Raw genomic sequence first — 23,328 nt, forward strand, 5'->3', positions numbered from 1 at the left:
TCTCTTGCCTACTGCGGTCGCCCAGGCGGCGCCTCGCCGCGTTGTCGTCGTCGCGACTGCCTAAGCTGGCGGCGTGAACGATGCGAAGGCCCCTGCCATCACCTTCGAGCTGGACGGCGACCACATCCCGCTCTGCGATCTCCTCAAGTTCTGCCAGATCGCCGACAGCGGCGGCGCCGCCAAGCACCTCGTCGCCGAGGGCCGGGTGCGCGTCGACGGACGCGTGGAGCTGCGCAAGGCCTGCAAAATCCGGGCGGGCCAGGTCGTCACCGGAGACGGGTACACGATCCGCGTGGTGTGACGCCCCGGAGTCCGTGGGTTTGGCAGATCATGCCAATGTCTGTTGCGCACGCCAGTCCTAAAGTGCCCCAAACGGTCTAGAAGCGCCGCGGAGGGACGCCTGCGGGGTGGCCGACCGGCCCACGGCCCAGTAGCAAGAGGGGCGTAAATGGCTTTCAGATGGACAGTGCACGGCGACGGGAGAGGGCTGGCGCCCGGGGACGTCGTCAAACCCGACGAGAGGCTGAGCTGGCCGCGCATGGTCGGCATCGGCGCCCAGCACGTGATCGCCATGTTCGGCGCGACCTTCGTGTTCCCCCTCGTCATGGGGCTGGACCCGAACACGGCCGTGATGATGTCGGGCGTCGCGACGATCCTGTTCCTGCTGTTCACCCAGGGGCGGATCCCCAGCTACCTGGGCACGTCGGCGTCGTTCGTCGGCGGCGTGGTGGCCGTGCGGGCGGCGTTCGGCGGCGACACCCCGGCGGCCGACCAGGTCGTGACAGGCGCGATCCTCGTCGCCGGCCTGGTGCTCGCCCTGTGCGGTGTGGCGATCCACGTGCTCGGCGTGCAGATCATCCACCGCGTCTTCCCTCCGGTCGTGACCGGCGCGGTGGTCATGCTGATCGGCTTCGGCCTGGCGTACGTCGTGGCCGACGTCTACTGGCCGCAGGACCCGTGGATCGCGCTGATCACGATGGTCGCGACGTTCGTGTTCATCGTGCTGTTCCGCGGTTTCCTCGGCCGGATCGGCGTGCTGCTCGGGCTCGTCTTCGGGTTCGTCCTGTCCTGGCTCGCCGACAAGGTCCTGGGGAACATCACCGCCTACAACGCGGGCACCGGGAAGATCGACACGCACCCCCGGGTAAGCTTCCAGGCCGTCGCCGACGCCGACTGGATCGGGCTGCCGCACTTCCACGCGCCGTCGTTCCAGGCGTCGGCCGTGCTGGTCGTACTGCCCGCCGTGATCGCCCTGATCGCGGAGAACGTCGGCCACGTCAAGGCGGTGGGCCAGATGACCGGCGCCGACGTCGACCCCCAGATGGGCAGGGCCGTCATCGCCGACGGCGTCGGCACCGCGGTCGCGACCGCGGTCGGCGGCTCGCCCACCACGACGTACGCCGAGAACATCGGCGTCATGGCGGCCACGCGGGTCTACTCGACGGCCGCCTACTACATCGCCGCGGTCATCGCGATCCTGTTCGGCCTGTGCCCCAAGTTCGGCGCGCTGATCGCCGCCACGCCCGGCGGCGTGCTCGGCGGCGTCACGGTCATCCTGTACGGCATGATCGGTCTGCTCGGCGCGAAGATCTGGGTGGAGAACCGGGTGGACTTCGCCGACCCGGTGAACATGGTGCCGATCGGCGCGGGGATCATCCTCGCGATCGGCCCGGTCACCCACCAGATCACCGGCGACTTCTCGCTCGCCGGCATCGCGCTTGGGACGATCGTGGTGCTCGCCGGCTATCACCTGCTGCGCGCCATCGCGCGCAGACCAGCGAAGGAGGTCTCGGGTGGGGAGATCGGGTTCGAACGCGACCCCGCCGTCTGAGCGGCGGGAGCCGCCGGTGAGGTCCGAGCGGCGGGAGCCGCGGGTGCGGGCACTGTGAAGCCGCCCCCGTTCGACTACCACGGCCCGGCCACCCTCGGCGAGGCGCTGGACGTCCTCGCCGAGGCCGGGCCGGACGGGAAGGTGCTGGCGGGCGGCCAGAGCCTGATCCCGCTGCTCAACATGCGGCTGGCCGCGCCCGCCCACATCGTCGACGTGAACCGCGTGCCCGGCCTCGACGGGATCGAGGCCGGCCCGCCCGGCGTACGCGTCGGGGCCCTGGCCCGGCACGCCGCCGTGGAACGCTCGCCGGAGGCCGCCGCCGCGCTGCCGCTGCTGCGCCAGGCGCTGCGGCTGGTCGCCCATCCCGTGATCCGCAACCGCGGCACGGTGGTGGGCAGCCTGGTGCACGCCGACCCCTCCGCCGAGATGCCGGCCGTCCTCGCCCTGCTCGGCGGGTCCGTACGGCTGGCGAGCCGGGGCGGGGAGCGGGAGGTGCCGGCCGCGGAGTTCTTCACCGGTCCCATGGAGTCGGCGCTGCGGCCGGGCGAGCTGGCCGTGTCGGCGTTCTTCCCGGCGCTGCCCGCCCGGTCGGGCACGGCCTTCCACGAGGTGGCCCGGCGGCACGGCGACTACGCGGTGGCCGGGGTCGCCGCCGCCGTCACCGTGGACGAGGACCTCCGGATCGCCGCCGCCCGCGTCGCCTGCGTGAGCGTTGGACCCGTCCCGGTGGTCGTGGACGTGACCGCGGCCTGCGGCCCGCGACCCGCCGCGTCGGCCGGCTGGGAGGCCGCGGCGGCCGCCGTACGGGACCGCGTCGAGCCGGAGGGCGACATCCACGCGACGGCGGACTACCGGCGGCACCTCACCGGGGTGCTCGCCGTACGGGCGCTGCGGGACGCCGCCGCGGCGGCCCACGGGGAGGAAGCGTGAACGAGACGCGCCATCGGGTGACGCTGACGGTCAACGGGGTCCTGCGTGAGGCGGAGGTGCCCGGGCGGCGGCTGCTGTCCGACTGCCTGCGCCACGACCTCGGCCTCACCGGCACCCACGTGGGCTGCGAGCACGGCGTCTGCGGCGCCTGCACGGTGCTGCTGGACGGCGAGCCGGTCCGTTCGTGCCTCACGTTCGCCGTCACGGCGGACGGCCACGAGATCACGACGGTGGAGGGCCTGGCCCGCGACGACGGCGAACCGTCGCCGGTCCAGCGGGCCTTCACCGAGTGCCACGCCCTGCAGTGCGGGTTCTGCACGCCGGGCTTCCTGTGCACCGTCACCGCGTTCCTGCGGGACAACCCCGCCCCGTCCGAGGAGGAGGCGCTGGAGGCCGTGGCGGGCAACCTGTGCCGGTGCACCGGCTACCAGAACATCCTCAAAGCCGTCCACCGGGCGGCCGAGCTGCAGGCGGAGGAGGACCGGTGACGACCAGGCTGTTCGGCGAGCCGGTCCGGCGGCGTGAGGACGGCCGGCTCATCACCGGTCAGGGCCGCTACCTCGACGACCTCGGCGCGGGCGCGCTGGCCGCCGCCTTCGTCAGGTCGCCGCACGCCCACGCGCGGATCCTCGACGTCGACGTGTCGGCCGCCCTCGACGTGGAGGGCCTGGTCGCGATCTACACCTGGGAGGACCTGCCGGGGGCGCTGGCCGAGCCGCTGCCGCTGCTGATCCCGCACCCCGCGCTCACGCACGGCCGTACGGCGTACCCGCTGGCCCGGGAGATCGTCCGGCACGTCGGGGAGCCGGTCGTCATGGTCGTCGCCCGCGACCGCTACCTCGCCGAGGACGCCTGCGCGCTGATCCGGGTCGACTACGAGATCCTCAAGCCGGTGGTGGGCATCGAGGAGGCCGTGCGCGGTGTCCACCTCGTGCACGAGGACGTGCCGGGCAACGTCGGCGCGCACCTCGTCCAGGAGGTGCCGGGCCACGGCGGCGTGACGGCGCGGGAGGCGGTCGAGGCGGCCCCGCACCGGCTGGAGTTCCGCCTCGACGTCGAGCGCAGCGCGTGCACCCCCTTGGAGGGGAAGGGCGTGTACGCGCGGTGGGACGCCGACGACGGCTCGCTGCGCGTCTACTCCTCCACGCAGACCTCCACGAGCGTGCGGATGGCGATCGCGGCCAAGCTCGGGCTGCCGCTGCCCAAGGTGGAGGTCATCGCGCCGGACGTCGGCGGCGGCTTCGGCGTCAAGATCGTGCACCCGTGGCCCGAGGAGATCCTCGTGCCGTGGGCGGCCCGGCTGCTGCACCGCGAGGTGAAGTGGACCGAGGACCGGCGCGAGCACTTCGTCTCGTCGTCGCACGAGCGCGGCCAGGTCCAGCACGTGCGGGTCGGGTTCGACGACGACGGGCGCGTCCTCGGCCTGGAGGTGGAGATCCTGCACGACCACGGCGCCTACACGCCGTACGGGATCATCGTGCCGATCATCACCTCGACCCAGCTGCTCGGGCCGTACAAGGTGGGGGCCTACCGGGTCGAGTTCTCCTCGATCTACACCAACACCGTGCAGGTCACGCCCTACCGGGGCGCGGGCCGCCCGCAGGGCGTGTTCTGCATGGAGCGGACGATGGACAAGATCGCCGCGTACCTCGGGAGGGACCGCACGCAGGTCCGCGCGGCGAACTTCATCCAGCCGGACGAGTTCCCCTACGACCAGGGCCTGACGTTCCAGGACGGGCGTCCGCTGATCTACGACAGCGGCGACTACCCCGAGGCGCTGCGCATGCTCAAGGAGCTGATCGGCTGGGACTCCTTCGCCGAGGAGAAGGCCCGCGCGGCGGCCGAGGGGCGCAGGATCGGCATCGGCGTCGGCTGCTACGTCGAGGGCACCGGCGTCGGCCCGTACGAGGGCGGGCACGTGCAGATCACCTCCGACGGCCGGGTGCACGTCTCGACCGGCCTCACCTCCCAGGGGCAGGGGCACGAGACGGTGTTCGCGCAGATCGCCGCCACCGAGCTCGGCGTGCCGATCGAGAAGGTGTCGGTGGTCACCGGCGACACCCGCCGCTTCGGGTACGCCGTGGGGACCTTCGCCTCACGGGCGGCCGTGATGAGCGGCAACGCGATCGCGCTCGCCTGCCGGAAGGTCAGGGAGAAGGCGCTGCGGATCGCGGCGGAGGCACTGGAGGCCGACCCGCGCGACCTGGAGATCACCGACGGGACGGTCCACGTCGCCGGCGTGCCGTCGGCGTCGATCCCGCTGGCGACCGTCGCCGTGCTGTCCAACCCGCTGCGGTACGCCTTCGACGAGGAGGCCAAGCGGGCCACGCAGTTCGCCGGGCCCGCTTCCGACGACCGGCCGCCGGTGGCCGAGGGCGAGGAGCCCGGGCTGGAGGGCCGTGACTACTATTCGCCGGTCAGATCCACCTTCGCGGCCGGCATGCACGCGGCGATCGTGGAGACCGACCCCGACACCGCCGAGATCAGGATCCTGCGGTACGCCGTCGTCCACGACTGCGGGAAGCTGATCAACCCGATGATCGTCGAGGGGCAGATCCACGGCGGGGTCGCCCAGGGCGTCGGCGGCGCGCTGTACGAGAAGATGGTCTACGACGAGCACGGCCAGTTGCTGAACGCCTCGTTCATGGACTTCCTGATGCCGTACGCCACGGAGGTGCCGCGCATCGAGACGGCCCACCTGGAGACGCCCTCGCCGCTGAACCCGCTCGGGATCAAGGGCGCTGGGGAGGCCGGGGTGATTCCCGTCTCCGCCGTCATCGCCTCCGCGGTCGAGGACGCCGAGGGCATCACGATCGACCGGATGCCCATCTCCCCCTCCGACCTCCACCACCTGCGTCTCACGCGCTAGGGGCCAGTCCTGCGCGGGCTGCCTTCAGCGGACCAGCCCAAGCAGGAGGTGGAGCGCTTCGTCGACTTCGAGCAACTCGGCGGGGGAGAGCCGGCCGGCGAAGGAGCCGAGCCGCTCCGGTGCGACCGCGGCGGTCTGTTCCAGCATGATTCGCGTCGACTTGCCCAACAGTTCGATCTCAGGCCGGAAGGATGTGGGCCGAGCGCTCGTGGAGGTCGGAGCGACGAGCAGGGTCGACAGGGCCGGAATGAAGTCGGATTGGATCACTACGGCGAACCGCTCGCCGCTCTGCTCGTGCTTCATGGTGTCCCGCGCGGAGCGGAGACGGTGGACGTCACCACGCACGCAGAGACTCCATGTCACGCATGATCGCTCGCGCTTCCTCGCGATCGTCCGGATCATCCGCGGCGGCGAGGGCCTCCCGGCGCGCCGTTTCCGCGCGCCGCAGCCGCCATGCCATCACGATCGCTTCGCGAATGACCTCGTCGGGCGCCTGCCCATCGGCTGTGAGCTCGGCCAGCGCGGCTTCGGTGCGCGGATCGGCCTGAAAGGTAACCACGCTCATGTCTTCAGCGTACGGCACGGTCTCCCGCAGGCCTTCTGGACGATCCGTGAGAGATCGAGTGCGCTCCGTGTCTGCGGAAGACGATCAGGACACCTGGGCGGTGAGGCGCTTGCGGAAGACCCAGTAGGTCCAGGCCTGGTAGGCGATGACGCCCGGCAGGGCGATCAGGCCGATCCAGGTGAGCACGGTCAGCGTGTACGGCGCCGAGGCCGCCTCGGCCAGCGTGAGCCCGGGCAGCGGGGCCGACCACAGCACGCCGAAGACGGTGGCCGTCGTCGCGGCGATCGACGTGGCGGTCGCGGTGAAGGCCCAGCCCTCACGGCGGCCCCACACCAGCGTCACCCCGGCCGCCAGCGCCGACGCGGCGAGCAGCGCCGTCCCCAGCGTCCACATCGGCCCCTTGCCGGGCACGGACGGCAGCGTGCCGATCGCGACCGGCACCGCGCCGACGGCCGCGAGCAGCGCGGCGCGGCGGGCGCGGGCGCGGACCGCGCCGGTCGTCTTGAGCGCGACGAACACCGCGCCGTGCAGCACGGCCACCGACAGCGACAGGGCCCCGCCGAGCACGGTCGCCAGCGCCGTGCCGAACAACAGGTTGCCGAAGATCGCGCCCCACAGGAACGCCGGCAGCACGCTGCCGGTGACGATCCCGGCGTCGCACAGCGCGACCTCGCGCCGGGAGTGGACCTTTCCCCGCCACTCCAGGCCCACCCCGCGGACGATCAGGCCGGTGATGACGAGGAAGACCGCCAGGTAGAAACCGCTCAGCAGGCCGGAGTACCACGCCGGGAAGGCGGCGAACATCGCCCCGATCGCGGTGATCAGCCACACCTCGTTGCCGTCCCAGACCGGCCCGATGGTGCCCAGCACCTGCTTGCGGTCGGCCTCCGACCGCGACAGCAGCGGCAGCAGCGCGCCCACGCCGAAGTCGAACCCCTCCAGGACGAAGTAGCCCGTCCAGAGGAACGCGATAACGATGAACCAGAAGGTCGTCATCTCGTGACTCCTCAGTACATGAGCGTCGGCATGAGCCGCGCCTCGTCGGAGTGGGCGGGAACGGCGCCGGCGGGCGCGGCCTCGACCGGAGGCAGCTCCGGGCCCGCCTTGACGTGCCGCACCAGCAGCACGCCCTCGGCCACCGCCAGCACGCCGTACAGGACCGTGAAGACGGCCAGGGTGATCGCGACCTCGCCGAGCGAGACGCCGGGCGACACGCTGGCGGCGGTCATGAGCTCGCCCTGTACGGTCCACGGCTGACGGCCGATCTCGCTGAGCAGCCAGCCGGCGACGATCGCCGCGGTGGGCAGCGGGAGCGCCAGCACGCAGAGGCGGGCGAACCAGTCGGGCACCGGCTTCGCGTCGCCACCCTGCCGGCGCCGGGGCCGCCGGGTCAGCCACAGGCCGAGCACGGACAGGCCCACCGTGGCCATGCCGAAGCCGATCATCACACGGAACGACCAGAAGACGACCGGCAGGTTCGGGATGTAGTCGGCCGGCCCGAAGGCCTTCTCGTACCGCGCCTGGACGTCGTCGACGCCCTGGATCGTCGCGCCGGGGTCGTGCGCGGCGAGCAGGCTGAGCAGGCCGGGCACCTCGACGCCGGGCGCGATCGAGAACGGCGCGCCGGCGGTGTCGTGGCGCAGGCCCTCCGCCGCGGCCAGCTTCATCGGCTGCTGCTCGCGCAGCAGCTGGCCGGACAGGTCGCCGCTGCCGGCGACGACGGCCCCCGCGATCGCCGTCATGACGAGCGCGGCGCGCAGGCTGGTCCGCCACATGTCCGGTAGGCGGCGCATGGGCACGGTCGCGTCCTGGACGGCCCTGGCGTTCCCGCGGCCGGGCACCAGGCCGAGGCCGCGCTCGCGCAGGATGCGGTAGCCCGTGACGGCGATGACGAACCCGCCCGCCACGACGAACGAGGCGGCGACCACGTGCGGCACCTGGGCGAGGGCCGTGGAGTTGGTCAGGACGGCCCACAGGTCGGTCATCCTGGCTTTGCCGTCCACGACCTCGTAGCCGACCGGGTGCTTCATCCAGGCGTTGGCCGCGAGGATGAAGTACGCCGACAGGTTGGACCCGATGACGGCGGCCCACAGGCACGCGAGGTGGATCCGCTTGGGCAGCCGGTCCCAGCCGAAGATCCACAATCCGAGGAACGTCGACTCCAGGAAGAACGCGAGCAGCGCCTCCAGCGCCAGCGGGGCGCCGAACACGTCGCCGACGAAAGTCGAGTACTCGCTCCAGTTCATCCCGAACTGGAACTCCTGGACGATGCCGGTGACGACGCCCATGGCGAAGTTGATCAGAAAGAGCTTGCCGAAGAACTTCGTGAGCCTGAGGTAGTGCTCCTTGCCCGTACGTAGCCAGGCGGTCTGGAGTCCGGCGACGTAGACGCCCAGTCCGATCGTCAGGGGTACGAAGAGAAAGTGGTACACGGTGGTCACCCCGAACTGCCACCGTGCCAGGTCAAGCGCGTCCATGTCTCCCTCACACCGGAGCTCTACGGCCCGTAGTCCTATAACAAGTAGTACTACAAGCTGTAGAGCATTAGGGCCCCGCGACGTGCGATCTTCGTCACAGCCGGGCGGAGTGCCGTCCGGACCCCGGTTCGCGGGGGCCGGAACCCCGTTTCTTGCAGTACCGACGATTGCGGTCGGATCGTCCCGGCCGCCAGGGACACGGGTCCCGTCCCGCCGGGAGCGCCTCCTGGGGAGGCACGGGATCAAGAATGGACGAACACCGACAAGTAGCGCGTCCGCCGCACGGCTGATTCGCCCGTACGCCGCGCGGTTGAGAACCGCGGGGAACGGGACGCGGGAACGGCGAAGACCTCCGGTTCGCCGAACCGGAGGTCTTCGCGTCCCGTGTGCCGGCTACGCCGCGGCGGGGTGGAGGGCGAGCGTCGGATAGTCGGTGTAGCCGCGGTGGTCACCGCCGAAGGCGGTGCTCAGATCCGCCTCGTTCAGCGGTGCGCCGACCCGCAGGCGCAGCGGCAGGTCGGGGTTGGCCAGGAAGGACTTGCCCAGCGCGACCAGGTCGGCGCCCCAGCCCAGCAGCCGCTCCGCGGCGGACGCCGGGTCGGTGGCCGCGGGGTCGTTGACGATGAGGGCGTTCGGCCACAGGTCGCGGATCCGCGCGTTGAGCTCGTCGCCGCCGGTCGCCACCAGGTGCAGGTAGACCAGGTCGAGCTCGGCGAGCGCGGACACCAGGGCGGGGTAGAGCTCGTGCGCGTCGTCCTCGGCCAGTCCCTGGGCGCCGTTCCGGGGGGACAGGCGGATGCCCACCCGGTCGGGGCCGATCTCCTCGGCGACGGCCCGGGCGGTCTCCACCGCGAACCGGATGCGGCCGGACACCGTCCCGCCGTAGCGGTCGTCGCGCAGGTTGGCGTTGCGGGACAGGAACTGGTGGATCAGGTAACCGTTGGCCCCGTGGAGCTCGACCCCGTCGAACCCGGCGTCCACCGCGCGCCGCGCGGCGGCGGCGAAGTCGCGGACCGTGGCCTCCACTTCGGCGGTGGACAACGCGACCGGCACCGGCGTGTCCTGAAGGCCTGACGGCGTGAAGATCTGCCCCCCGACCCGTACGGCCGAGGGGGCGACGGGAAGCCTGCCGGTGTTCGCGGGGTGGCCGGCCCCGCCCGCGTGCATGATCTGGGCGACGATCCTGCCGCCCGCCGCGTGGACGGCGTCGGTCACCTCACGCCACCCCGCGACCTGCTCGTCGGTGTGCAACCCCGGCGTGTCCATGTAGCCCTGCCCGGCGGGGCTCGGCTGGACGCCCTCGGTGACGATCAGGCCGGCCGAGGCGCGCTGGGCGTAGTAGAGCGCGGTGAGCGGAGAGGGGATTCCGGCCACGTACGAGCGTGACCGCGTCATGGGTGCCATGACGAGGCGGTTCGGCAGACGGAGGGAACCCAGCTCGAAGGAGGTGAACGGCATGATCGTGTCCTTTCGTGTCAAGGTGGCCAGCCAAATTGGTCGGCAAACTTGGTCGGCCAATGAAAGTCATACAACTTGGCCGACCAATATGCAAACGGGTAGGCTGATCGCGGAGGAGGGGTCGTGATGGTGGATGCGCTGACCGGCGACGCGAGGGCGTGCGAAGTGCCGCAGGGAGAGGGTTCCGACAGCCTGAGCTGCCTGATGGCGCAGGCGGCCCTGGGCCACCGCGTCCTGCTCGCCGCCCTGCTCGCGGAGATCGGCCTCTATCCCGGGCAGGACCGGGTGCTCGGCAGGCTGTGGGAGAACGGCCCGATGTCGCAGAACAAGCTCGCCGCGGCGCTGGGCATCGACATGTCCACGATGACCAAGAGCCTGCAGCGGCTGGAGCGCAGCGGGCTCGTGAGCCGCACGCCGTCCCCCGCCAACCGGCGGGTCAGCGTGGTGAGCACGACGCCCAAGGGCGACGCCCTGCGCCCCGAGGTCCGCCGCGTCGAGGAGGAGCTCCACCGCCGGATCTCCGACGGCCTGACGCCGGAGGAGGTGGAGACGCTCCGCTCGCTGCTCGCGGTGGTCAGCCGCAACACCTGCCGCGAGGTCGCGCTGTCCCAGCCCCCCAGGCCCTCGTCCAGGTCCTCCGAGGTGGCCGCGGCGCCCCTGTAGTCCCGCCCGCGCCGCGGGGGCATGTGAACTCTGCACGACCAACGCGCCGTGCCGGGGCAGATCTTGCCGTTCTCGCCGGACAGGTGATTTTCTAGGGTGCTCGGCATCGGAGGTGGCCCATGAAGGTCTCGGGCAGCGCGCTGGTCGCGGCGGAGCGCAAGCGGGTCTGGGACGCCCTCCAGGACCCCGGCGTCCTGGTGCGGACGATCCCCGGCTGCGAGCGCCTGGAGACGACAGGCGAGAACGTGTACGCGATGACGGTGACCGCGGGGGTCGCCTCGATCAAGGGCGTCTACCAGGGCGAGGTCGCGCTGCGCGACCAGGAGGAGCCGGACCGGTTCATGCTCGGCGCGCGCGGGCAGGGCGCCCCCGGCACCGTCGAGGCGACCGTGGCCGTACGGCTCAGCGACGCCGGGGGCGGCACCCGGATCGACTACGACGCCGAGGCCGTGGTCGGCGGCATGATCGGCGGTGTGGGGCAGCGGATGCTCGCCTCGGTCGCCAAGAAGACCGCGGGCGAGTTCTTCGCCGCCGTCGAGCGGCACCTGCTGTCCGTCCCCGCCGTGCCTGCCGTTCCCGCCGAGTCCGCTGACGCCGTGACCGCGCCCGTGACAGGGGAGGCCGTGGCAGGGGAGGCCGCGCCGCGGGTGTTCACCCGCGAGGCCCCGGCCGCGCCCCGTCAGGGGGTGCCGGCCTGGACGATGCTCGCGGCGTTCGGGACCGGTGCCGGGGTCGCGCTCGGCAGCGCCGTCATCGGCTGGCTCCTGGGACGCCAGAGCCGCCGCCGATAGCCGTCCTGTCCCGGCCGTCCCCGCTGCGGGTGGTCTCCCGGGAATCGGGCGACGACCGTGGTGGACGACGCACTCTCTTTCTCGCTGACCCGGTGTCAGGCGTGCAGCTCACACCACGGAGGCACACCGTCCGGCCAGGCACGCGCTGTGGGCTCAAGCACGCGGCGTGTACCACGCGGATGCGGACTGGCTCTACTTCAGCGCCACTTTCGTGATCCATACCTACGCCGGTGACAAAAGTGGCAATCTCGTCATGGGAGCTACAGCCGGCTCGCAAACCAAGCCACGGGACATCGCGGTCTGGACGCATATCGACCCCGTCCTCATCGATGATGATTACCTCCTCGAGGCCAACAAGTTCACCCTCTCCGTCGACGCCAAACCAACCAAGCCGGGTGGAAGCTGCGCCAGTATCGACGGCTACACGACGCGAACCGACAGCCTAGGCGAATTTGAGGACGACGGATGGGATGAGTTCCGATTCCGTTCGAGCGGAAACTGGTCCGACTATTGCACCATTCGTCCATGGTTCAAGTTCGACGGATATCATAAGGGTTTCGGGGCGAAGAGCATCGAACTGTGGGATATCCCCCGTAATCGAACCGCCACTCGCGACAACGCGGCGAAGATCCGCTGTGACAGCTCCTATCGGGGCAATAAGGTTACCGGCTACCGTGATTGTTGCACCATCATCGGCGCCAACCCGGTCTACACCATGGTGCGCTCAGACCCCTGGAAGGGAGAAGTGGCGCAGCACGTCCATAAAGCCCTCTATCTCCCGAACCAGACGGTTCCGGTGTTCAGGGACGACTCTGGGAACACCCTCCCCAAGTCCATCCCGGGCCGGTACGGAACCGTACCCCTGACGTTCGTTCCTCGAAAAGCGAAAGCGCCAGACGGGCGCACCATCCGCGGAAAGAACCGGTATCAGGTCAAATTGGCCTGCAGGCAATGGTTCCCCAATGCCGACGACGACGAACTGCCCGACGACAACGACATTCCAGGCGAGTTGCAGTGCGATGAGTTTCCGTTCGCCTCCACGCATGAAGGTGCTTGGTCGGCCGGTAGAAACTTCTCGGTACAGGCACTCAGTGCAACAGACAACGGGCGCGACGGGAGCGACTTGGGTATCTTTTATGCCCGGTATAGGCTCACAGACAACCGCCCATTCTGGATAGCCATCAAGTAGTAGAGCCGGTCGAGGGAAGGCGGGGCTCCAGCACAGGCTGGGGCCCCGCATCCTCAAGGAGCCTCAGCACATGACAGACGACTTGCACCTCTATGATCTCCTCGATGAATACGACCTCGACAACGATGACTTCGGCTTTCGCGCGGCCTGGTGCGAAGGTCTGACCAGCGAGGAGGCCGCCCGTCGCCTTCGAGCAGACCTTGACAGCGCCTACGCGTCCACTATCGACGAGCTGATGCACGAAGAGGGGGACTTCGACTTCGATGAAGGCGCGGTTCTTATCGGCCCCGCCGGAACCTGGACAATGATCCTGCAACTCAACGGGCTGGACTGCACTCGATATTCGGCACTTGAGGCTTTGTCCGCCGGGGCCGGGCGAGCGATTGGAATCGGATGGAGCGTCAATGGTGACGAGCGGCTGATTTACGCAGAAGACGGGCGCGTCCTGGTTTCACTGGACTTCACGTTCCCGGAGGACCGCAGGGGGCCTGATCGGCAGGCGCTCGACTCGTATATGGAGGGGCTTGTCCTCGCATACGAAGAGGGCGCCGATCTTGAGGAGAGCATCGACGCCGCCTTGACTCTGATCGGCCGGATCACTGGACACCCCATCGATCGTGACTGGATGGAGGCCAGTCACACGTTCTACGCGATCCCCCGGGATGCGTGGGCCTTCCAGCCGTAGGCGAGGGGTGTCGCGGCCCGCGAGGTGCACACCGCCGCCCCGGCAGGGGGTGCCGGCCTGGACGATGCTCGCGGCGTTCGGGACCGGCGCCGGGGTCGCGCTCGGCAGCGCCGTCATCGGCTGGCTCCTCGGACGCCAGAGCCGCCGGCGATAGCCGCCGGCAGGCGCGGCCGGGGAATCGGCGGTCGGTGCCGCGGGTTGGGACATGTCGTGAAAGTAGAGATCTTCTCCGATGTCGTGTGTCCCTGGTGCTACATCGGCCACCACCGGCTCCGGCAGGCCGTCCGGGCCTTCGGCGGCGACGTCGAGGTCGCCCACCGTCCGTTCCAGCTCGACCCGGACGGCGTCTCCAGCGGTGAGCCGCTGCTGCGCGCGCTCGAGCGCAAGTTCGGCGGCGCCGACCGAGTGACCCAGATGACCGGTCACGTCACGGGTGTGGCCGCGCAGGACGGGCTGGAGCTCCGATTCGATCGGGCGGTCGCGGCCGGCACGTTCGAGGCGCACCGGCTCATCTTGCTGGCCGGGCGCGCGGGGCGGGACGGAGACATGGCCGACCGGCTCTTCCGCGCCCACTTCACCGACGGCCTCGACGTCGGCGACCCCGCCACGCTGGCGAAGCTCGCCGCCGAGACCGGCGTCGAGGACACCGGGGAGGGCGCAGAGCAGGTGCGCGCCGAACTGGCCCGCGCCCGCGCGCTCGGCGTCCGCGCCGTCCCGCTGTTCCTGTTCGAGGAGAAGTTCGCCGTCTCGGGCGCGCAGCCCGTCGAGACGCTCGTGGCCGCCCTGCGGGAGGTCGAGGCGCGTACGGCCCAGGAGGCGGCGGCGCCGGGCACGACGGCAGGCACGGCGGGCGAGGACTGCGACGACGGCACCTGCGCCGTCTGAGTCACCCGTCCGGGCAGGGTGTGACGACAGGACGGCGATTCTTCGGCAGAGTGCGCCGGTTCTTCCGATCGGCGGCGGTCGGTAAACACTGAGCATGCCTAGCGTCCGCATCGGGGTCGACACGGGCGGCACCTTCACCGACGTCGTGCTCGTCGACGAGGAGTCCGGCCGGATCGTCACGACCAAGACTCCCTCGACTCCCGCCAACCCGGCCGACGGGTTCATGGCAGGCGTGCACAAGGTGCTCGAGGCCCACGCGGGGTCCCATGCCCTCGACGCCGTCTCCGCCCTCGTCCACGGCACCACCGTCGCCACCAACCAGTTGCTGGAGGACCGCCCGGACGGCACGTCACACCTGGGTTTCGTCACCACGGAGGGCTTCGAGTTCGTCCTGGAGATCGCCCGGCAGAGCGTGCCGGACGGCTACGGCAACTCCTATTTCTGGGTCAAACCCCCGCGGATCGTGCCCGTGCACCGGGTGCGTACCGTGGGGGGACGGCTCGACCACCTCGGCCGGGAGGTCCGGCCGTTCGACGAGGCGCAGGCCGTACGGGCCGCCCGGTGGTTCAGGGAGCGCGGCGTCACCGCGATCGGGGTGTGCTTCCTGCACTCCTACGCCAATCCCGGGCACGAACGGCGGATGCGCGAGGTGCTGGAACGCGAGCACCCCGAGGCGGTCGTGTCGCTGTCGAGCGACGTGCTGCGGGAGTACCGCGAGTACGAGCGGTCGGTGACCACGCTGGTGGACGCGGCCGTCAAGCCGATCATGCGGCGGTACATCGACAACCTGTCGGAGCGGCTCGGCCGGCCGTTCTCGGTCATGAAGAGCAACGGCGGCGTGCTGTCGGCGGCCGAGGTGGTGCACCAGCCGATCACGACCGTGCTGTCCGGCCCGGCGGCGGGGGCGCTCGGCGCGGCGCTCGTCGCGGGGACCGCCGGGCACCCGAGCGTCATCACCCTCGACGGTGGCGGCACCTCGACGGACGTGGCGGTCGTGGTGGACGGGGAGCCGTCGCTGACGACCGAGGGCAGCATCGGCCGCTACCCGTGCAAGATCCCCATGATCGACATCGTCACGGTCGGGGCGGGCGGCGGGTCGATCGCCTGGATCTCGCCCGAGGGGACGCTGAAGGTCGGCCCGAGGTCGGCGGGCGCGGATCCCGGCCCGATCTGCTACGGCAGGGGCGGCACCGAGGTGACGGTGACCGACGCGCACGTCTTCCTCGGCCGGGTGCCCCCGCATCTGCTCGGTGGTGAGATCCCGCTCGACGTCGCCGCCGCGCGGGCGGGCGTGACGGCGCTGGCGGGCCGGCTGGGGCTGACCCCGGAGCGCTGCGCCACCGGGATCCTGGAGATCAGCGCGTTCAACCAGTCGAACGCGATCCGGCAGATCACCGTGCAGCGCGGCCTCGACGTGCGGGACTTCCCGATGGTCGCCTTCGGCGGCTCCGGGCCGCTGCTCGCCTGCCGCCTCATCGACATCCTCGGCCTGCCGGCCGCGATCGTCCCGCCGGACCCCGGGAACGTGTCCGCGTTCGGCCTGCTCACCGTGGACGTGAAGAACGACTACGTCCGCACGCACGTCTCCCGCGACCCCTCGCCCGAGGCGGTCGCCGAGATCCTCGGCGACCTGGAGGCCGAGGCCGCGGCCGCGCTCGACCGCGAGGGCTTCGCCGAGCACGTGTACGCGCGCAGCGCCGATCTGCGCTACTACGGCCAGGCGTACGAGGTGCGGGTGGCCGCCCCCGACGGCCCCGTGGACGAGGCATGGCTCGGCGCGGTCGCCGAGCGGTTCCACGCCGAGCACGAGAGGCTCTACGGATACGGCTACCGTGACGATCCCCGGCACGCCGTCGAGTGGGTCAACCTCCGGGTGTCCGGCATCGGCCCGATCATCCGGCCGAAGATCGCGCGCAGGCCCCGCCAGGAGGACGAGCCGAGCCCGGTCGCGACCCGCGACGTGTACTACGAACGGTGGGGCCGGACCGTGACCTACCGCCGGGGCGACCTCGGCGCGGGCGCGGTCGTGCACGGCCCCGCCGTGATCGAGGAGTACGGCTCGACCCTGCCGGTGCACCCCGGCTTCACGGCGACCATGGACGACTACGGCAACCTCGTGGTGGTGAGCGATGACCGGTAGGACCGCCGACCCCGTGCTCGTGGAGATCGTGGAAGGCACGCTCGCCTCGGTGGAGAAGGAGGTGGAGACGGCGATCGCGCGCACGGCGAGGTCGCCCATGATCCGCGACGCCCACGACTTCCGCGCCGGCATCCACGACGCGCGGATGCGCAAGCTGACCGGGCGGTCCTACTCGGCGCTGGTGCAGCCGATCGTCCGCGACTTCCCGGTGGACACGATGCGCCCGGGCGACGTGTTCTTCCACAACGACGTCTACCTGTCCGAGGGCGGCATCGGCCACCTGCCCGACCTGTGCGTGACGGTGCCGGTCTTCCACGAGGGCGCGGTCGTCGCGTTCGTCCAGGCGTTCGGCCACCACGACGACATCGGCGGAGCCGTGCCGGGTTCCATGCCGTCGCACGCGCGCAGCGCGTTCGAGGAGGGCCTGATGGTCCCGCCGATCAAGCTGTGGGACCAGGGGGTGCCCAACCGCGCCGCGCTCACGATCATGACGCGCAACTCCCGCATGCCCGACAGCCTCGCCGGCGACCTCGACGCCGAGTGCTCGGCCTGCTTGATGGGCGCGCGGCGGCTCGGCGAGCTGTTCGGCCGGTACGGCCGGGAGGCGGTCGAGGCGTGCTTCGACGCGATCATCGCCAAGACGACCGAGACGTTCCGCCGCGAGCTGCTCGCCAAGATCCCCGAGGGGGTGCACGTCTGGGAGGACTACGCCGAACACGACGGTGTGGACGAGCCGCGCCTGCACGCCCAGCGGATCACGCTCACCGTCGACCACTCGGCGGACACGCCGCTGACCATCGACTTCACCGGCACCTCGCCGCAGGCCAAGGGGCCGATCAACCACGCGGGCGACTACGCCGACGGGGTCTTCCTGAAGAAGTGGCTGGCGCCGATCCTGCGCAACCTCGCCGACACTCCCCAGCGGATGGCCGAGCTCGACGTGAACGAGGGTGTCGTCCCACTGATCAAGATGGTCTTCCCGGAGAAGGGCACGCTGCTCACGCCGATCTTCCCCGCGCCCACCAACGCCCGTACGTTCGTGATCCTGCGCCTGCTCGGGGTGCTGGCCGGCGTGCTGGCCAAGGCGACCGGCGGCCGCATGCCGGCCGACCAGGAGACCATCCGCTACACCGGCGTGTACGGCGAATCGGACGACGGTCCCTACCTCATGCGCGAGGTGCTGGGCGGCGGGTCGGGCGGGCGCTGGTACGCCGACGGGGAGGACACCATCCACGTGGTGCCCGACAGCCGCAACATCCCGGCGGAGTTCGCCGAGGCACGCTGGCCGTTCCGGGTGGAGCGGCTGGGCCTGGCCGTGGACAGCGGCGGCCCGGGGGAGTTCCGCGGCGGTCTCGGCTACGACAAGCACATCCGCATGTTGCGGGACGCCTCCTTCATGTCGATCGCCGACCGCTCGATCCTGTCGTGCTGGGGCGTGAACGGCGGCCGGGCGGGCCGTCCCTTCCAGGTCACCGTGGACGGCGTGGAGATGGAGGGCCTGGTCGACGACTTCCCCGTACGCGCCGGGCAGGTCATCCGCATCCGGACGACGGGCGGAGGCGGCTGGGGCTCGCCCTACGACCGCCCGGCCGAGACGGTGGCCGCCGACGTCCGCGACGGGAAGGTCTCGTTCGAGGGCGCGCGGGAGGACTACGGCGTCGTGCTGACCGGCACCCGCGACGACGTCGTCGTGGACACGGAGGCGACCGAGCGCCTGCGGGAGCGGCTGCGCGAGACGCGCCCCGCCGCCTTCTTCGACCGCGGCCCCGGCTACCCCAAACTCTCCGGCGGCCTCCCGTACGCGGAGGTGGACACCGTCTGACACGCCGGGGCGGAGCCGGAGGACCGCCCCCACGGCATCCGGCCCTTGTGCCCGCGCGAGGCGCAGCCGAGGGCCGCGCGCGGGACTCCGGCCCGTTCCGCGTCAGCCGCTCATCGCGGCGGAGCGGGAGACCTTGGCGGGTGTGGCGCGCAGCTCCGCCTCCAGTTCGGCGATCACATGCTGGACGGTGCTCTTCAGCCGCGCCCGGCGGCCGTTGAGCTCCTCGGCGAAGGCGCGAGCCGCGGGGCCCGCCCATACCGGTTCACCGCCGAACTGGGCGCAGGCCCGATCGAGGGCCGTCTCCAGGACGTGAACGTGCTCCCGGACCGTCTCGAGCGCGGCCCGCAGGTCGTCGTACTTCGGGTTCGGCACCAGGCCGTCGTCCGTGGGCACGTTTCGGACTCCCGCTGTCTGCGGCAGTGAAAGAAAGGTGGTCGTGCCGTGCTGGTCCCTTGAGCATCGGTGGCACGTTCACGCCGACGAGCCGATTGGCGAGGTCGCCCATGCCCTGGTCGAACGGCCCGCGGTCGGACTCGTCGCCCGCGAAGGCGAGCAGGAACCGGAAGGTGTCCTCGGGGCTCAGCCGGAACGCCGGCGACAGTCCCGGCACCCGCGACTCGACCGGCCCGAACGCGCTGGGCAGCAGTTGGTTGGAGTCGCCGAGGTTCGCGCCCTCGGCCATCTCCGTGGCGTACGCGCCCGCGACCTCGGCGACGTGGACGCGCGTGGGCGGGGCGAAGCGGAACCCGGGCGTCCCCGTCATGACCGCGAACGCGAACCGGGCCGCGACGTCGCTGTGGGCCCCGTCTTTCTCGTCGTACGCGCCGGCCGCGGCGGCGAGCATCCGGCCGAACGCGTCGGCGGACGTGGCGTCCGCGGCCGCGAGGTCGTTCAGGTCCCGCAGGAACGTCACCAGGTCGGGCCGCCGGTCACGCGGGGCGACACCAGGGAGCGCGAGCAGGCGGGCGGCGGTGTCCTTCGGCAGCGGGCTGTCCCTGGTCGCCAGTGAGATCGCGAGCCGTGCCGCCGCGGGATCGGCGGCCAGCGCCCTCAGGTACGGCGCCAGCGTCTTGGCGGGGGTCTTCTCCCGGGAAGGGAACACCTGTGTGGCCACCAGATCGGCCAGCCACTCGGTGGGCAGGCGCCCCGCCGGCAGCAGGTCGCCGATGTCCCTGCGGTCCTCCTCGTCGCCCGCCCCGGTGCGCACGGAGGCGGCGACGGCGGCGAAGCCGGGGACCGCCGGTCCTCCGCTCACCGCCGAGCCGAACGCCCGGCTCACGGTCCGCACGGCCTCGTCCACGTTCTCCTGCAGCACCTGCCGCAGCCGTCGGCGTCGTACGGCACCGGCGAGCCCGGCGACCAGCCGGGCGCGTGAACGAGGCTTGCCGCCAGCCGGTGGCGGCGGCGCAGGTCGGGCAGCCGTTCGTCGATCCACCGTTGGATCTCGCCGATGGGGCTCAGGGACGCGGCGGGCAGTCCCCGCGCGGCGAACACCCGCCGGACGACCTCGGCGCGTTCCCCGACGACCCCACGGGCGTGCTCCAGTTCCTTGACGAAACGATCCATGTGCCCGGGGGATATGCCGCTGAAGTCCGGCGGCAACGGTCCCGTGCCCGGTGCATCCGATCCCACGTCTCGCCCCCAGGTCGCGTACCGACACCCGCACGTCGTCCCCGGGCGTCACCGTACCGTTCTGGACGCTCCCGCGCCGGTGATTGGCGGCGGTGTCCGTGGGTAGCCGTTCAATGACGGCACAAAAGGGATGGTGAGTTACAAATGGCATCTATCGTCCAGCGCATCAGGGAGTACCTGCAGAGTCCCAAGGGCCGGGAGAACGTCGAGAAGGCCAAGACCATGACGCGTGATCCGGAGAACCGGCAGCGACTGCGCCGGCTGATGGACCAGTGGCGCGGCCATCGCACCCACCGCTGACGTGTCCGTGACCCCCGGGCCGCGCCAGGACTACGACGTCCCGGCCGGCCGAGCGGGGGTGCGGACGCCGTGAACAGGCCGAACGCGGGTGCCCGATTCGCTCTCGTGGACGCCGTGGGCCTCGCCCGCGCCGGAGCCGGGAGCACGAACGCGGGGTCGCCGGACCGCCCGGCGGCGAAGCGGACGGCGGCCGGGTTGGCCCGCTACCGGTCGCTGGGCTGCGGAGTGGTCTCCTGACCGTCCGCCCGGTCAGGAGCGAGCGGCACGGGCACGCGCTCCACCCGGATCGCGTGCACCTCGTCGCGGGGCACGACCACCTCGTACGCGCCGTGGTCCACCAGCCAGTAGCCGAGCGCCTCGGCCTTCAGCCCGTTGTGACCCGTGTAGGCGATGTGCAGGCCGCCCTCCCCGCCGTCTCCGCCGTCGTCCTCGTCGAGCACGAGGCACGGCTCGCCCCCGAAGGCGCCGACCGTGCGCAGCAGGGTGAGCCGCTCCAGGGTGGATCGGTTCACCCGCAGCCGCCAGTAGCCGCCGACGGCGGTGAATCCCTCCTGCGGGGTCTCGCTGAACAGCACCACGTCGTCGCCGCCCGGCCCGACCGCGGCGGCGTAGTCACGGTCGCGGTAGCGGGCGACGAATCCCAGGCCGACCGGCTCGATCTCGCTCATCGCGCCGGCCGCCAGGTCAGGCCGTCGTACCCGGCGAAGAGGCGCTCCCCGGCCGCGGTGAGGTGCACGATCTCCGCGCCGGCCGGGATCGGCATGGGCATCGTGTGGAACTGCGGCACCACCTGCTCGCGCGAGGCGGTGAAGCCGTTCCCGGTGAAGGGCGGTGCATCGCTCCAATCACCGCCCATGTGCGGCCCGTACGGGACGACGTAGGTGTCGATGTCCCGCGCGTCCCAGCGCATGATGTACAGCTCGGGCACGTCCGGTGTCAGCTCCGATCCGTCGAAGCACAGGTCGAGGGCCTCGACGAGCGCGGCGGGAGTGGTGAGGCGGTCGCAGTCCTGCTCGCGGTAGACGTATCCGGAGATGATCGTCCGCCGGCCCGACAGGTACGGCACGAGCAGCCGCGGCGGAACCACCTTCTGCATCCGCGTCCTGCGTCCCGGCTCGCTCATGGGGCCAAGTTTACGATCTGCCGACTCCGAGCCGGCGGTGTTCGAGGGAGGGGAGGGTGGCGCGCGCGGTCTCGGTCCACGCCGCGTCGATCTCCGCGAGCAGCACGCCGGGGCCCGTGCCCAGGTCGTGGCGGGCGACCCCCATCGGGTCGACGAGCATGCTGCGGCCCACACCGAACCCGTCCGGTATGGCGGGGTTGGGCGCTTGACCGACCGCGATGGTCCAGGTGGTGTTCTCGATGGCCCTCGCCCGGACGAGGGTCGTCCAGTGGTCCTCCTTCAGCGGCCCCGAGCCCCAGGCGGCGATCACCGCGAACGTGTCCGCGCCCCGGTCGACCAGCGCGCGGGCCAGTTCGGGGAAGCGGACGTCGTAACAGGTGATGAGGCCGATCCTGAGCCCCGCCAGCTCCACCACCGCCGGCGCGTCCCCCGGCGCGACCAGTTTCGACTCCTTGGCGCCGAAGGAGTCGAACAGGTGGATCTTCCGGTAGGCCGCGGCGAGCGAGCCGTCCTCCCGCACGCAGACGGCGGTGTTCCAGACCCTCCCGTCCGCGGCGGGCTCGAAGACGCCGGCGATGACCGCGGTGCCGTGCTCGCGCGCGGCCTCGGCCAGGCCGGTGACGAACGGGCCGTCGAGCGGCTGGGCCGTCTCGACGATCCGTGGGCCGAACCGGGCGAGCGTCGCTTCGGGGAACACGGCGAGGTCCGCCCCCCGCGCCCGCGCGAGGGCGTCACGCACGGTCGCGAGATTGGTCTCCGGGTCGTGGTCGACGGGGATCTGGCACAGCGCTACGCGGGTCACGGACCACAGTCTGCCCGGTCGTCTCCACACCCCACCAGGTGCCCCGCGAAGTGCCCCACCAGGTGAGCGTGCGCCACACCCACTCCAGCGGGCCGTGCCGGTGCCGGGCGAGCCACCACCGGCAGAAGACCGCCTGCACGGCGACGGTGACGACGGCGAGCAGCACGAGGGCGGCCCCCGTGCCGTCGGCCTCCAGCAGCGGCATCGCCACCACGATCACCGTCGTGCCCGTCACGTAGTTGGTCAGCGTCATCCGCCCCAGCGCTTCGAACAGGGTCGCGCGCCGGGCGAGCAGCAGGAACGCCGCCGCGTACGCGACCGCCCCGCACAGCGCCGCCGCCTGGTAGACCCCGCCGCCGGGCGGCGCGTGGTTCCACCACCAGGTCAGCCAGGCCGCGAGCACGGCAGCCGCCCCGCACACCACGGCGAGGAACGGCCCGCTGCCCAGGCCGTCCGCCCCGCCGAGGCGCGTCGGTCCTCTCCCCGCCTCCACACCCGGGGCGGCGGCCAGGCCGAGCAGGAACAGCGCGGTGATCAGCACGTACGGATGGGAGTCGAGCACGGAGGCGACCAGCGCGGCGCAGCCTGCCGACAGCACCACCCACCGGGGCAGGAGGCTCGCCGGGAGCAGGACGAGCGCCCCCAGCAGCGCGTACGGCAGCAGCACCTCGCCCGGGTCGATCAGGATGTGCGCCGCGCCCAGCACGGCGAGCACGGCCAGGCGCCGGAGCATGACGACGCGCGGCCGCCGCGTGCGCCGCCGCGCCGAGCGCAGGAACAGGGCGAAGGACAGCCCGAACAGGAACGCGAACATCGGGTAGAAGCGGCTCTGGAACAGGTTCGTCATCACCCAGTCCAGCGAGGTCGGTGTCCGCCGCACCGTCTGCTGCCACGCGTTGACGAGCATGATCCCGCACACGGCGAACCCGCGCAGCGCGTCCACCCGCCGGATCCTGTCTGCCGTCAGGCTCACCCTCCAGCCCCTCCTTGTCGGTTTCTTCACGAGCCGGGCGGCCAGAGCACCGGCACGCGCATCTGCTGCTCGCGGGCGTGCGAGACGACGGCCGTGCCACCGAACCCCCGCGCCGACAGCGCGTCCCGGTCGGCGACCAGGTCCCGCAGCCTCCGTTCCTGCTCCATCATCGCAAGTTGCTCGATCTCGTGGT

At 71.5% G+C, this 23,328-nt stretch carries 27 protein-coding genes; 14 read left to right on the forward strand and 13 right to left on the reverse strand.

Annotated features, from left to right (window positions below; translation table 11 throughout):
- Positions 1–73: 73 nt before the first annotated feature.
- From HHX30_RS06360 to cutA, 5 genes are all read left to right on the forward strand, one after another.
- Positions 74–301 carry an RNA-binding S4 domain-containing protein gene (locus HHX30_RS06360; protein ID WP_310742008.1) on the forward strand — a complete coding sequence of 76 codons (228 nt, stop codon included), beginning with the start codon at positions 74–76 and terminating at the stop codon, positions 299–301.
- A gap of 147 nt (positions 302–448) precedes the next feature.
- On the forward strand, positions 449–1,831 hold the full coding sequence (locus HHX30_RS06365; protein ID WP_169980329.1) for a uracil-xanthine permease family protein: 1,383 nt from the start codon (positions 449–451) through the stop codon (positions 1,829–1,831).
- Between the two features lie 54 nt (positions 1,832–1,885).
- The gene (locus tag HHX30_RS43165) at positions 1,886–2,761 is read left to right on the forward strand and encodes a xanthine dehydrogenase family protein subunit M (RefSeq protein WP_169980331.1); all 876 of its coding nucleotides are present in this window, start codon (positions 1,886–1,888) and stop codon (positions 2,759–2,761) included.
- Positions 2,758–3,249, forward strand: coding sequence for a (2Fe-2S)-binding protein (locus HHX30_RS06375; RefSeq protein ID WP_169980333.1), 492 nt, complete (start codon positions 2,758–2,760; stop codon positions 3,247–3,249). Before HHX30_RS43165 ends, HHX30_RS06375 begins: the two co-directional genes overlap by 4 nt.
- Positions 3,246–5,630, forward strand: a complete 2,385-nt coding sequence (gene cutA, locus HHX30_RS06380) for an aerobic carbon-monoxide dehydrogenase large subunit (RefSeq protein ID WP_169980335.1) — start codon at positions 3,246–3,248, stop codon at positions 5,628–5,630. Before HHX30_RS06375 ends, cutA begins: the two co-directional genes overlap by 4 nt.
- A 24-nt stretch (positions 5,631–5,654) precedes the next feature.
- Here cutA and HHX30_RS06385 read toward each other — a convergent pair whose 3' ends face one another.
- The 5 genes from HHX30_RS06385 to HHX30_RS06405 all read right to left on the reverse strand — a co-directional run bounded on the left by HHX30_RS06385 (position 5,655) and on the right by HHX30_RS06405 (position 10,130).
- Positions 5,655–5,933 carry a type II toxin-antitoxin system PemK/MazF family toxin gene (locus HHX30_RS06385; protein WP_249349722.1) on the reverse strand — a complete coding sequence of 93 codons (279 nt, stop codon included), beginning with the start codon at positions 5,931–5,933 and terminating at the stop codon, positions 5,655–5,657.
- A 31-nt stretch (positions 5,934–5,964) separates the two neighbouring features.
- Positions 5,965–6,195 (reverse strand): hypothetical protein, encoded by a 231-nt coding sequence (locus tag HHX30_RS06390; protein WP_169980339.1) that lies wholly within the window; start codon positions 6,193–6,195, stop codon positions 5,965–5,967.
- Positions 6,196–6,279: 84 nt separating this feature from the next.
- Complete coding sequence (gene cydB / locus HHX30_RS06395) at positions 6,280–7,191, reverse strand: cytochrome d ubiquinol oxidase subunit II (RefSeq protein WP_169980341.1); 912 nt, start codon at positions 7,189–7,191, stop codon at positions 6,280–6,282.
- 11 nt (positions 7,192–7,202) lie between these two features.
- A complete protein-coding gene (locus HHX30_RS06400; protein ID WP_169980343.1) occupies positions 7,203–8,672 on the reverse strand; it encodes a cytochrome ubiquinol oxidase subunit I in 1,470 nt (489 codons plus the stop codon).
- A gap of 393 nt (positions 8,673–9,065) precedes the next feature.
- Complete coding sequence (locus tag HHX30_RS06405) at positions 9,066–10,130, reverse strand: alkene reductase (protein WP_169980345.1); 1,065 nt, start codon at positions 10,128–10,130, stop codon at positions 9,066–9,068.
- A 126-nt stretch (positions 10,131–10,256) separates the two neighbouring features.
- On the opposite strand from HHX30_RS06405, the gene HHX30_RS06410 reads away from it, so the two are divergent.
- The 7 genes from HHX30_RS06410 to HHX30_RS06440 all read left to right on the forward strand — a co-directional run bounded on the left by HHX30_RS06410 (position 10,257) and on the right by HHX30_RS06440 (position 18,305).
- Positions 10,257–10,793 (forward strand): MarR family winged helix-turn-helix transcriptional regulator, encoded by a 537-nt coding sequence (locus tag HHX30_RS06410; RefSeq protein WP_169980347.1) that lies wholly within the window; start codon positions 10,257–10,259, stop codon positions 10,791–10,793.
- Between the two features lie 119 nt (positions 10,794–10,912).
- Positions 10,913–11,584 carry a carbon monoxide dehydrogenase subunit G gene (locus HHX30_RS06415; RefSeq protein WP_169980349.1) on the forward strand — a complete coding sequence of 224 codons (672 nt, stop codon included), beginning with the start codon at positions 10,913–10,915 and terminating at the stop codon, positions 11,582–11,584.
- 166 nt (positions 11,585–11,750) lie between these two features.
- On the forward strand, positions 11,751–12,773 hold the full coding sequence (locus HHX30_RS43170; protein WP_169980351.1) for a NucA/NucB deoxyribonuclease domain-containing protein: 1,023 nt from the start codon (positions 11,751–11,753) through the stop codon (positions 12,771–12,773).
- A 70-nt stretch (positions 12,774–12,843) separates the two neighbouring features.
- Positions 12,844–13,458 carry a DUF6461 domain-containing protein gene (locus HHX30_RS06425; protein WP_169980353.1) on the forward strand — a complete coding sequence of 205 codons (615 nt, stop codon included), beginning with the start codon at positions 12,844–12,846 and terminating at the stop codon, positions 13,456–13,458.
- A 210-nt stretch (positions 13,459–13,668) separates the two neighbouring features.
- Positions 13,669–14,343, forward strand: coding sequence for a DsbA family protein (locus HHX30_RS06430; RefSeq protein WP_169980355.1), 675 nt, complete (start codon positions 13,669–13,671; stop codon positions 14,341–14,343).
- A 94-nt stretch (positions 14,344–14,437) separates the two neighbouring features.
- Complete coding sequence (locus HHX30_RS06435) at positions 14,438–16,483, forward strand: hydantoinase/oxoprolinase family protein (RefSeq protein ID WP_169980357.1); 2,046 nt, start codon at positions 14,438–14,440, stop codon at positions 16,481–16,483.
- The gene (locus tag HHX30_RS06440) at positions 16,473–18,305 is read left to right on the forward strand and encodes a hydantoinase B/oxoprolinase family protein (protein WP_169980359.1); all 1,833 of its coding nucleotides are present in this window, start codon (positions 16,473–16,475) and stop codon (positions 18,303–18,305) included. Before HHX30_RS06435 ends, HHX30_RS06440 begins: the two co-directional genes overlap by 11 nt.
- 102 nt (positions 18,306–18,407) lie before the next feature.
- Here HHX30_RS06440 and HHX30_RS06445 read toward each other — a convergent pair whose 3' ends face one another.
- The 3 genes from HHX30_RS06445 to HHX30_RS06455 are packed head-to-tail and all read right to left on the reverse strand — an operon-like array spanning position 18,408 to position 19,871.
- Complete coding sequence (locus HHX30_RS06445; protein WP_169980361.1) at positions 18,408–18,677, reverse strand: hypothetical protein; 270 nt, start codon at positions 18,675–18,677, stop codon at positions 18,408–18,410.
- Positions 18,568–19,605, reverse strand: a complete 1,038-nt coding sequence (locus tag HHX30_RS06450; RefSeq protein WP_211591640.1) for a hypothetical protein — start codon at positions 19,603–19,605, stop codon at positions 18,568–18,570. The genes HHX30_RS06445 and HHX30_RS06450 overlap by 110 nt, the downstream gene beginning before the upstream one ends.
- Positions 19,581–19,871, reverse strand: a complete 291-nt coding sequence (locus HHX30_RS06455) for a hypothetical protein (RefSeq protein WP_169980365.1) — start codon at positions 19,869–19,871, stop codon at positions 19,581–19,583. Before HHX30_RS06455 ends, HHX30_RS06450 begins: the two co-directional genes overlap by 25 nt.
- 210 nt (positions 19,872–20,081) lie before the next feature.
- Here HHX30_RS06455 and HHX30_RS06460 point away from each other — a divergent pair, with 210 nt between their 5' ends.
- Together HHX30_RS06460 and HHX30_RS06465 are read left to right on the forward strand one after the other, a co-directional pair.
- Entirely contained in the window at positions 20,082–20,237 is a 156-nt protein-coding gene (locus HHX30_RS06460) for a hypothetical protein (RefSeq protein ID WP_169980367.1), read from the forward strand.
- A 69-nt stretch (positions 20,238–20,306) separates the two neighbouring features.
- The gene (locus HHX30_RS06465) at positions 20,307–20,474 is read left to right on the forward strand and encodes a hypothetical protein (RefSeq protein WP_169980369.1); all 168 of its coding nucleotides are present in this window, start codon (positions 20,307–20,309) and stop codon (positions 20,472–20,474) included.
- Here HHX30_RS06465 and HHX30_RS06470 read toward each other — a convergent pair.
- Genes HHX30_RS06470 through HHX30_RS06490 form a run of 5 tightly spaced genes read right to left on the reverse strand, consistent with a single transcriptional unit; the run spans position 20,441 to position 23,305 of the window.
- Positions 20,441–20,905 (reverse strand): hypothetical protein, encoded by a 465-nt coding sequence (locus HHX30_RS06470; RefSeq protein ID WP_169980371.1) that lies wholly within the window; start codon positions 20,903–20,905, stop codon positions 20,441–20,443. The genes HHX30_RS06465 and HHX30_RS06470 overlap by 34 nt on opposite strands.
- Entirely contained in the window at positions 20,902–21,360 is a 459-nt protein-coding gene (locus tag HHX30_RS06475; RefSeq protein WP_249349723.1) for a hypothetical protein, read from the reverse strand. Before HHX30_RS06475 ends, HHX30_RS06470 begins: the two co-directional genes overlap by 4 nt.
- A gap of 10 nt (positions 21,361–21,370) precedes the next feature.
- Positions 21,371–22,162 (reverse strand): carbon-nitrogen hydrolase family protein, encoded by a 792-nt coding sequence (locus HHX30_RS06480; RefSeq protein WP_169980372.1) that lies wholly within the window; start codon positions 22,160–22,162, stop codon positions 21,371–21,373.
- On the reverse strand, positions 22,092–23,135 hold the full coding sequence (locus HHX30_RS06485; RefSeq protein ID WP_211591641.1) for a DUF418 domain-containing protein: 1,044 nt from the start codon (positions 23,133–23,135) through the stop codon (positions 22,092–22,094). Before HHX30_RS06485 ends, HHX30_RS06480 begins: the two co-directional genes overlap by 71 nt.
- A 26-nt stretch (positions 23,136–23,161) precedes the next feature.
- Positions 23,162–23,305 (reverse strand): hypothetical protein, encoded by a 144-nt coding sequence (locus HHX30_RS06490; protein ID WP_211591642.1) that lies wholly within the window; start codon positions 23,303–23,305, stop codon positions 23,162–23,164.
- Between the last annotated feature and the right edge of the window lie 23 nt (positions 23,306–23,328).

Origin of the sequence: Microbispora sp. H10836 (genome assembly GCF_012999525.1) — a bacterium.
In the GTDB taxonomy this organism is placed as follows: domain Bacteria; phylum Actinomycetota; class Actinomycetes; order Streptosporangiales; family Streptosporangiaceae; genus Microbispora.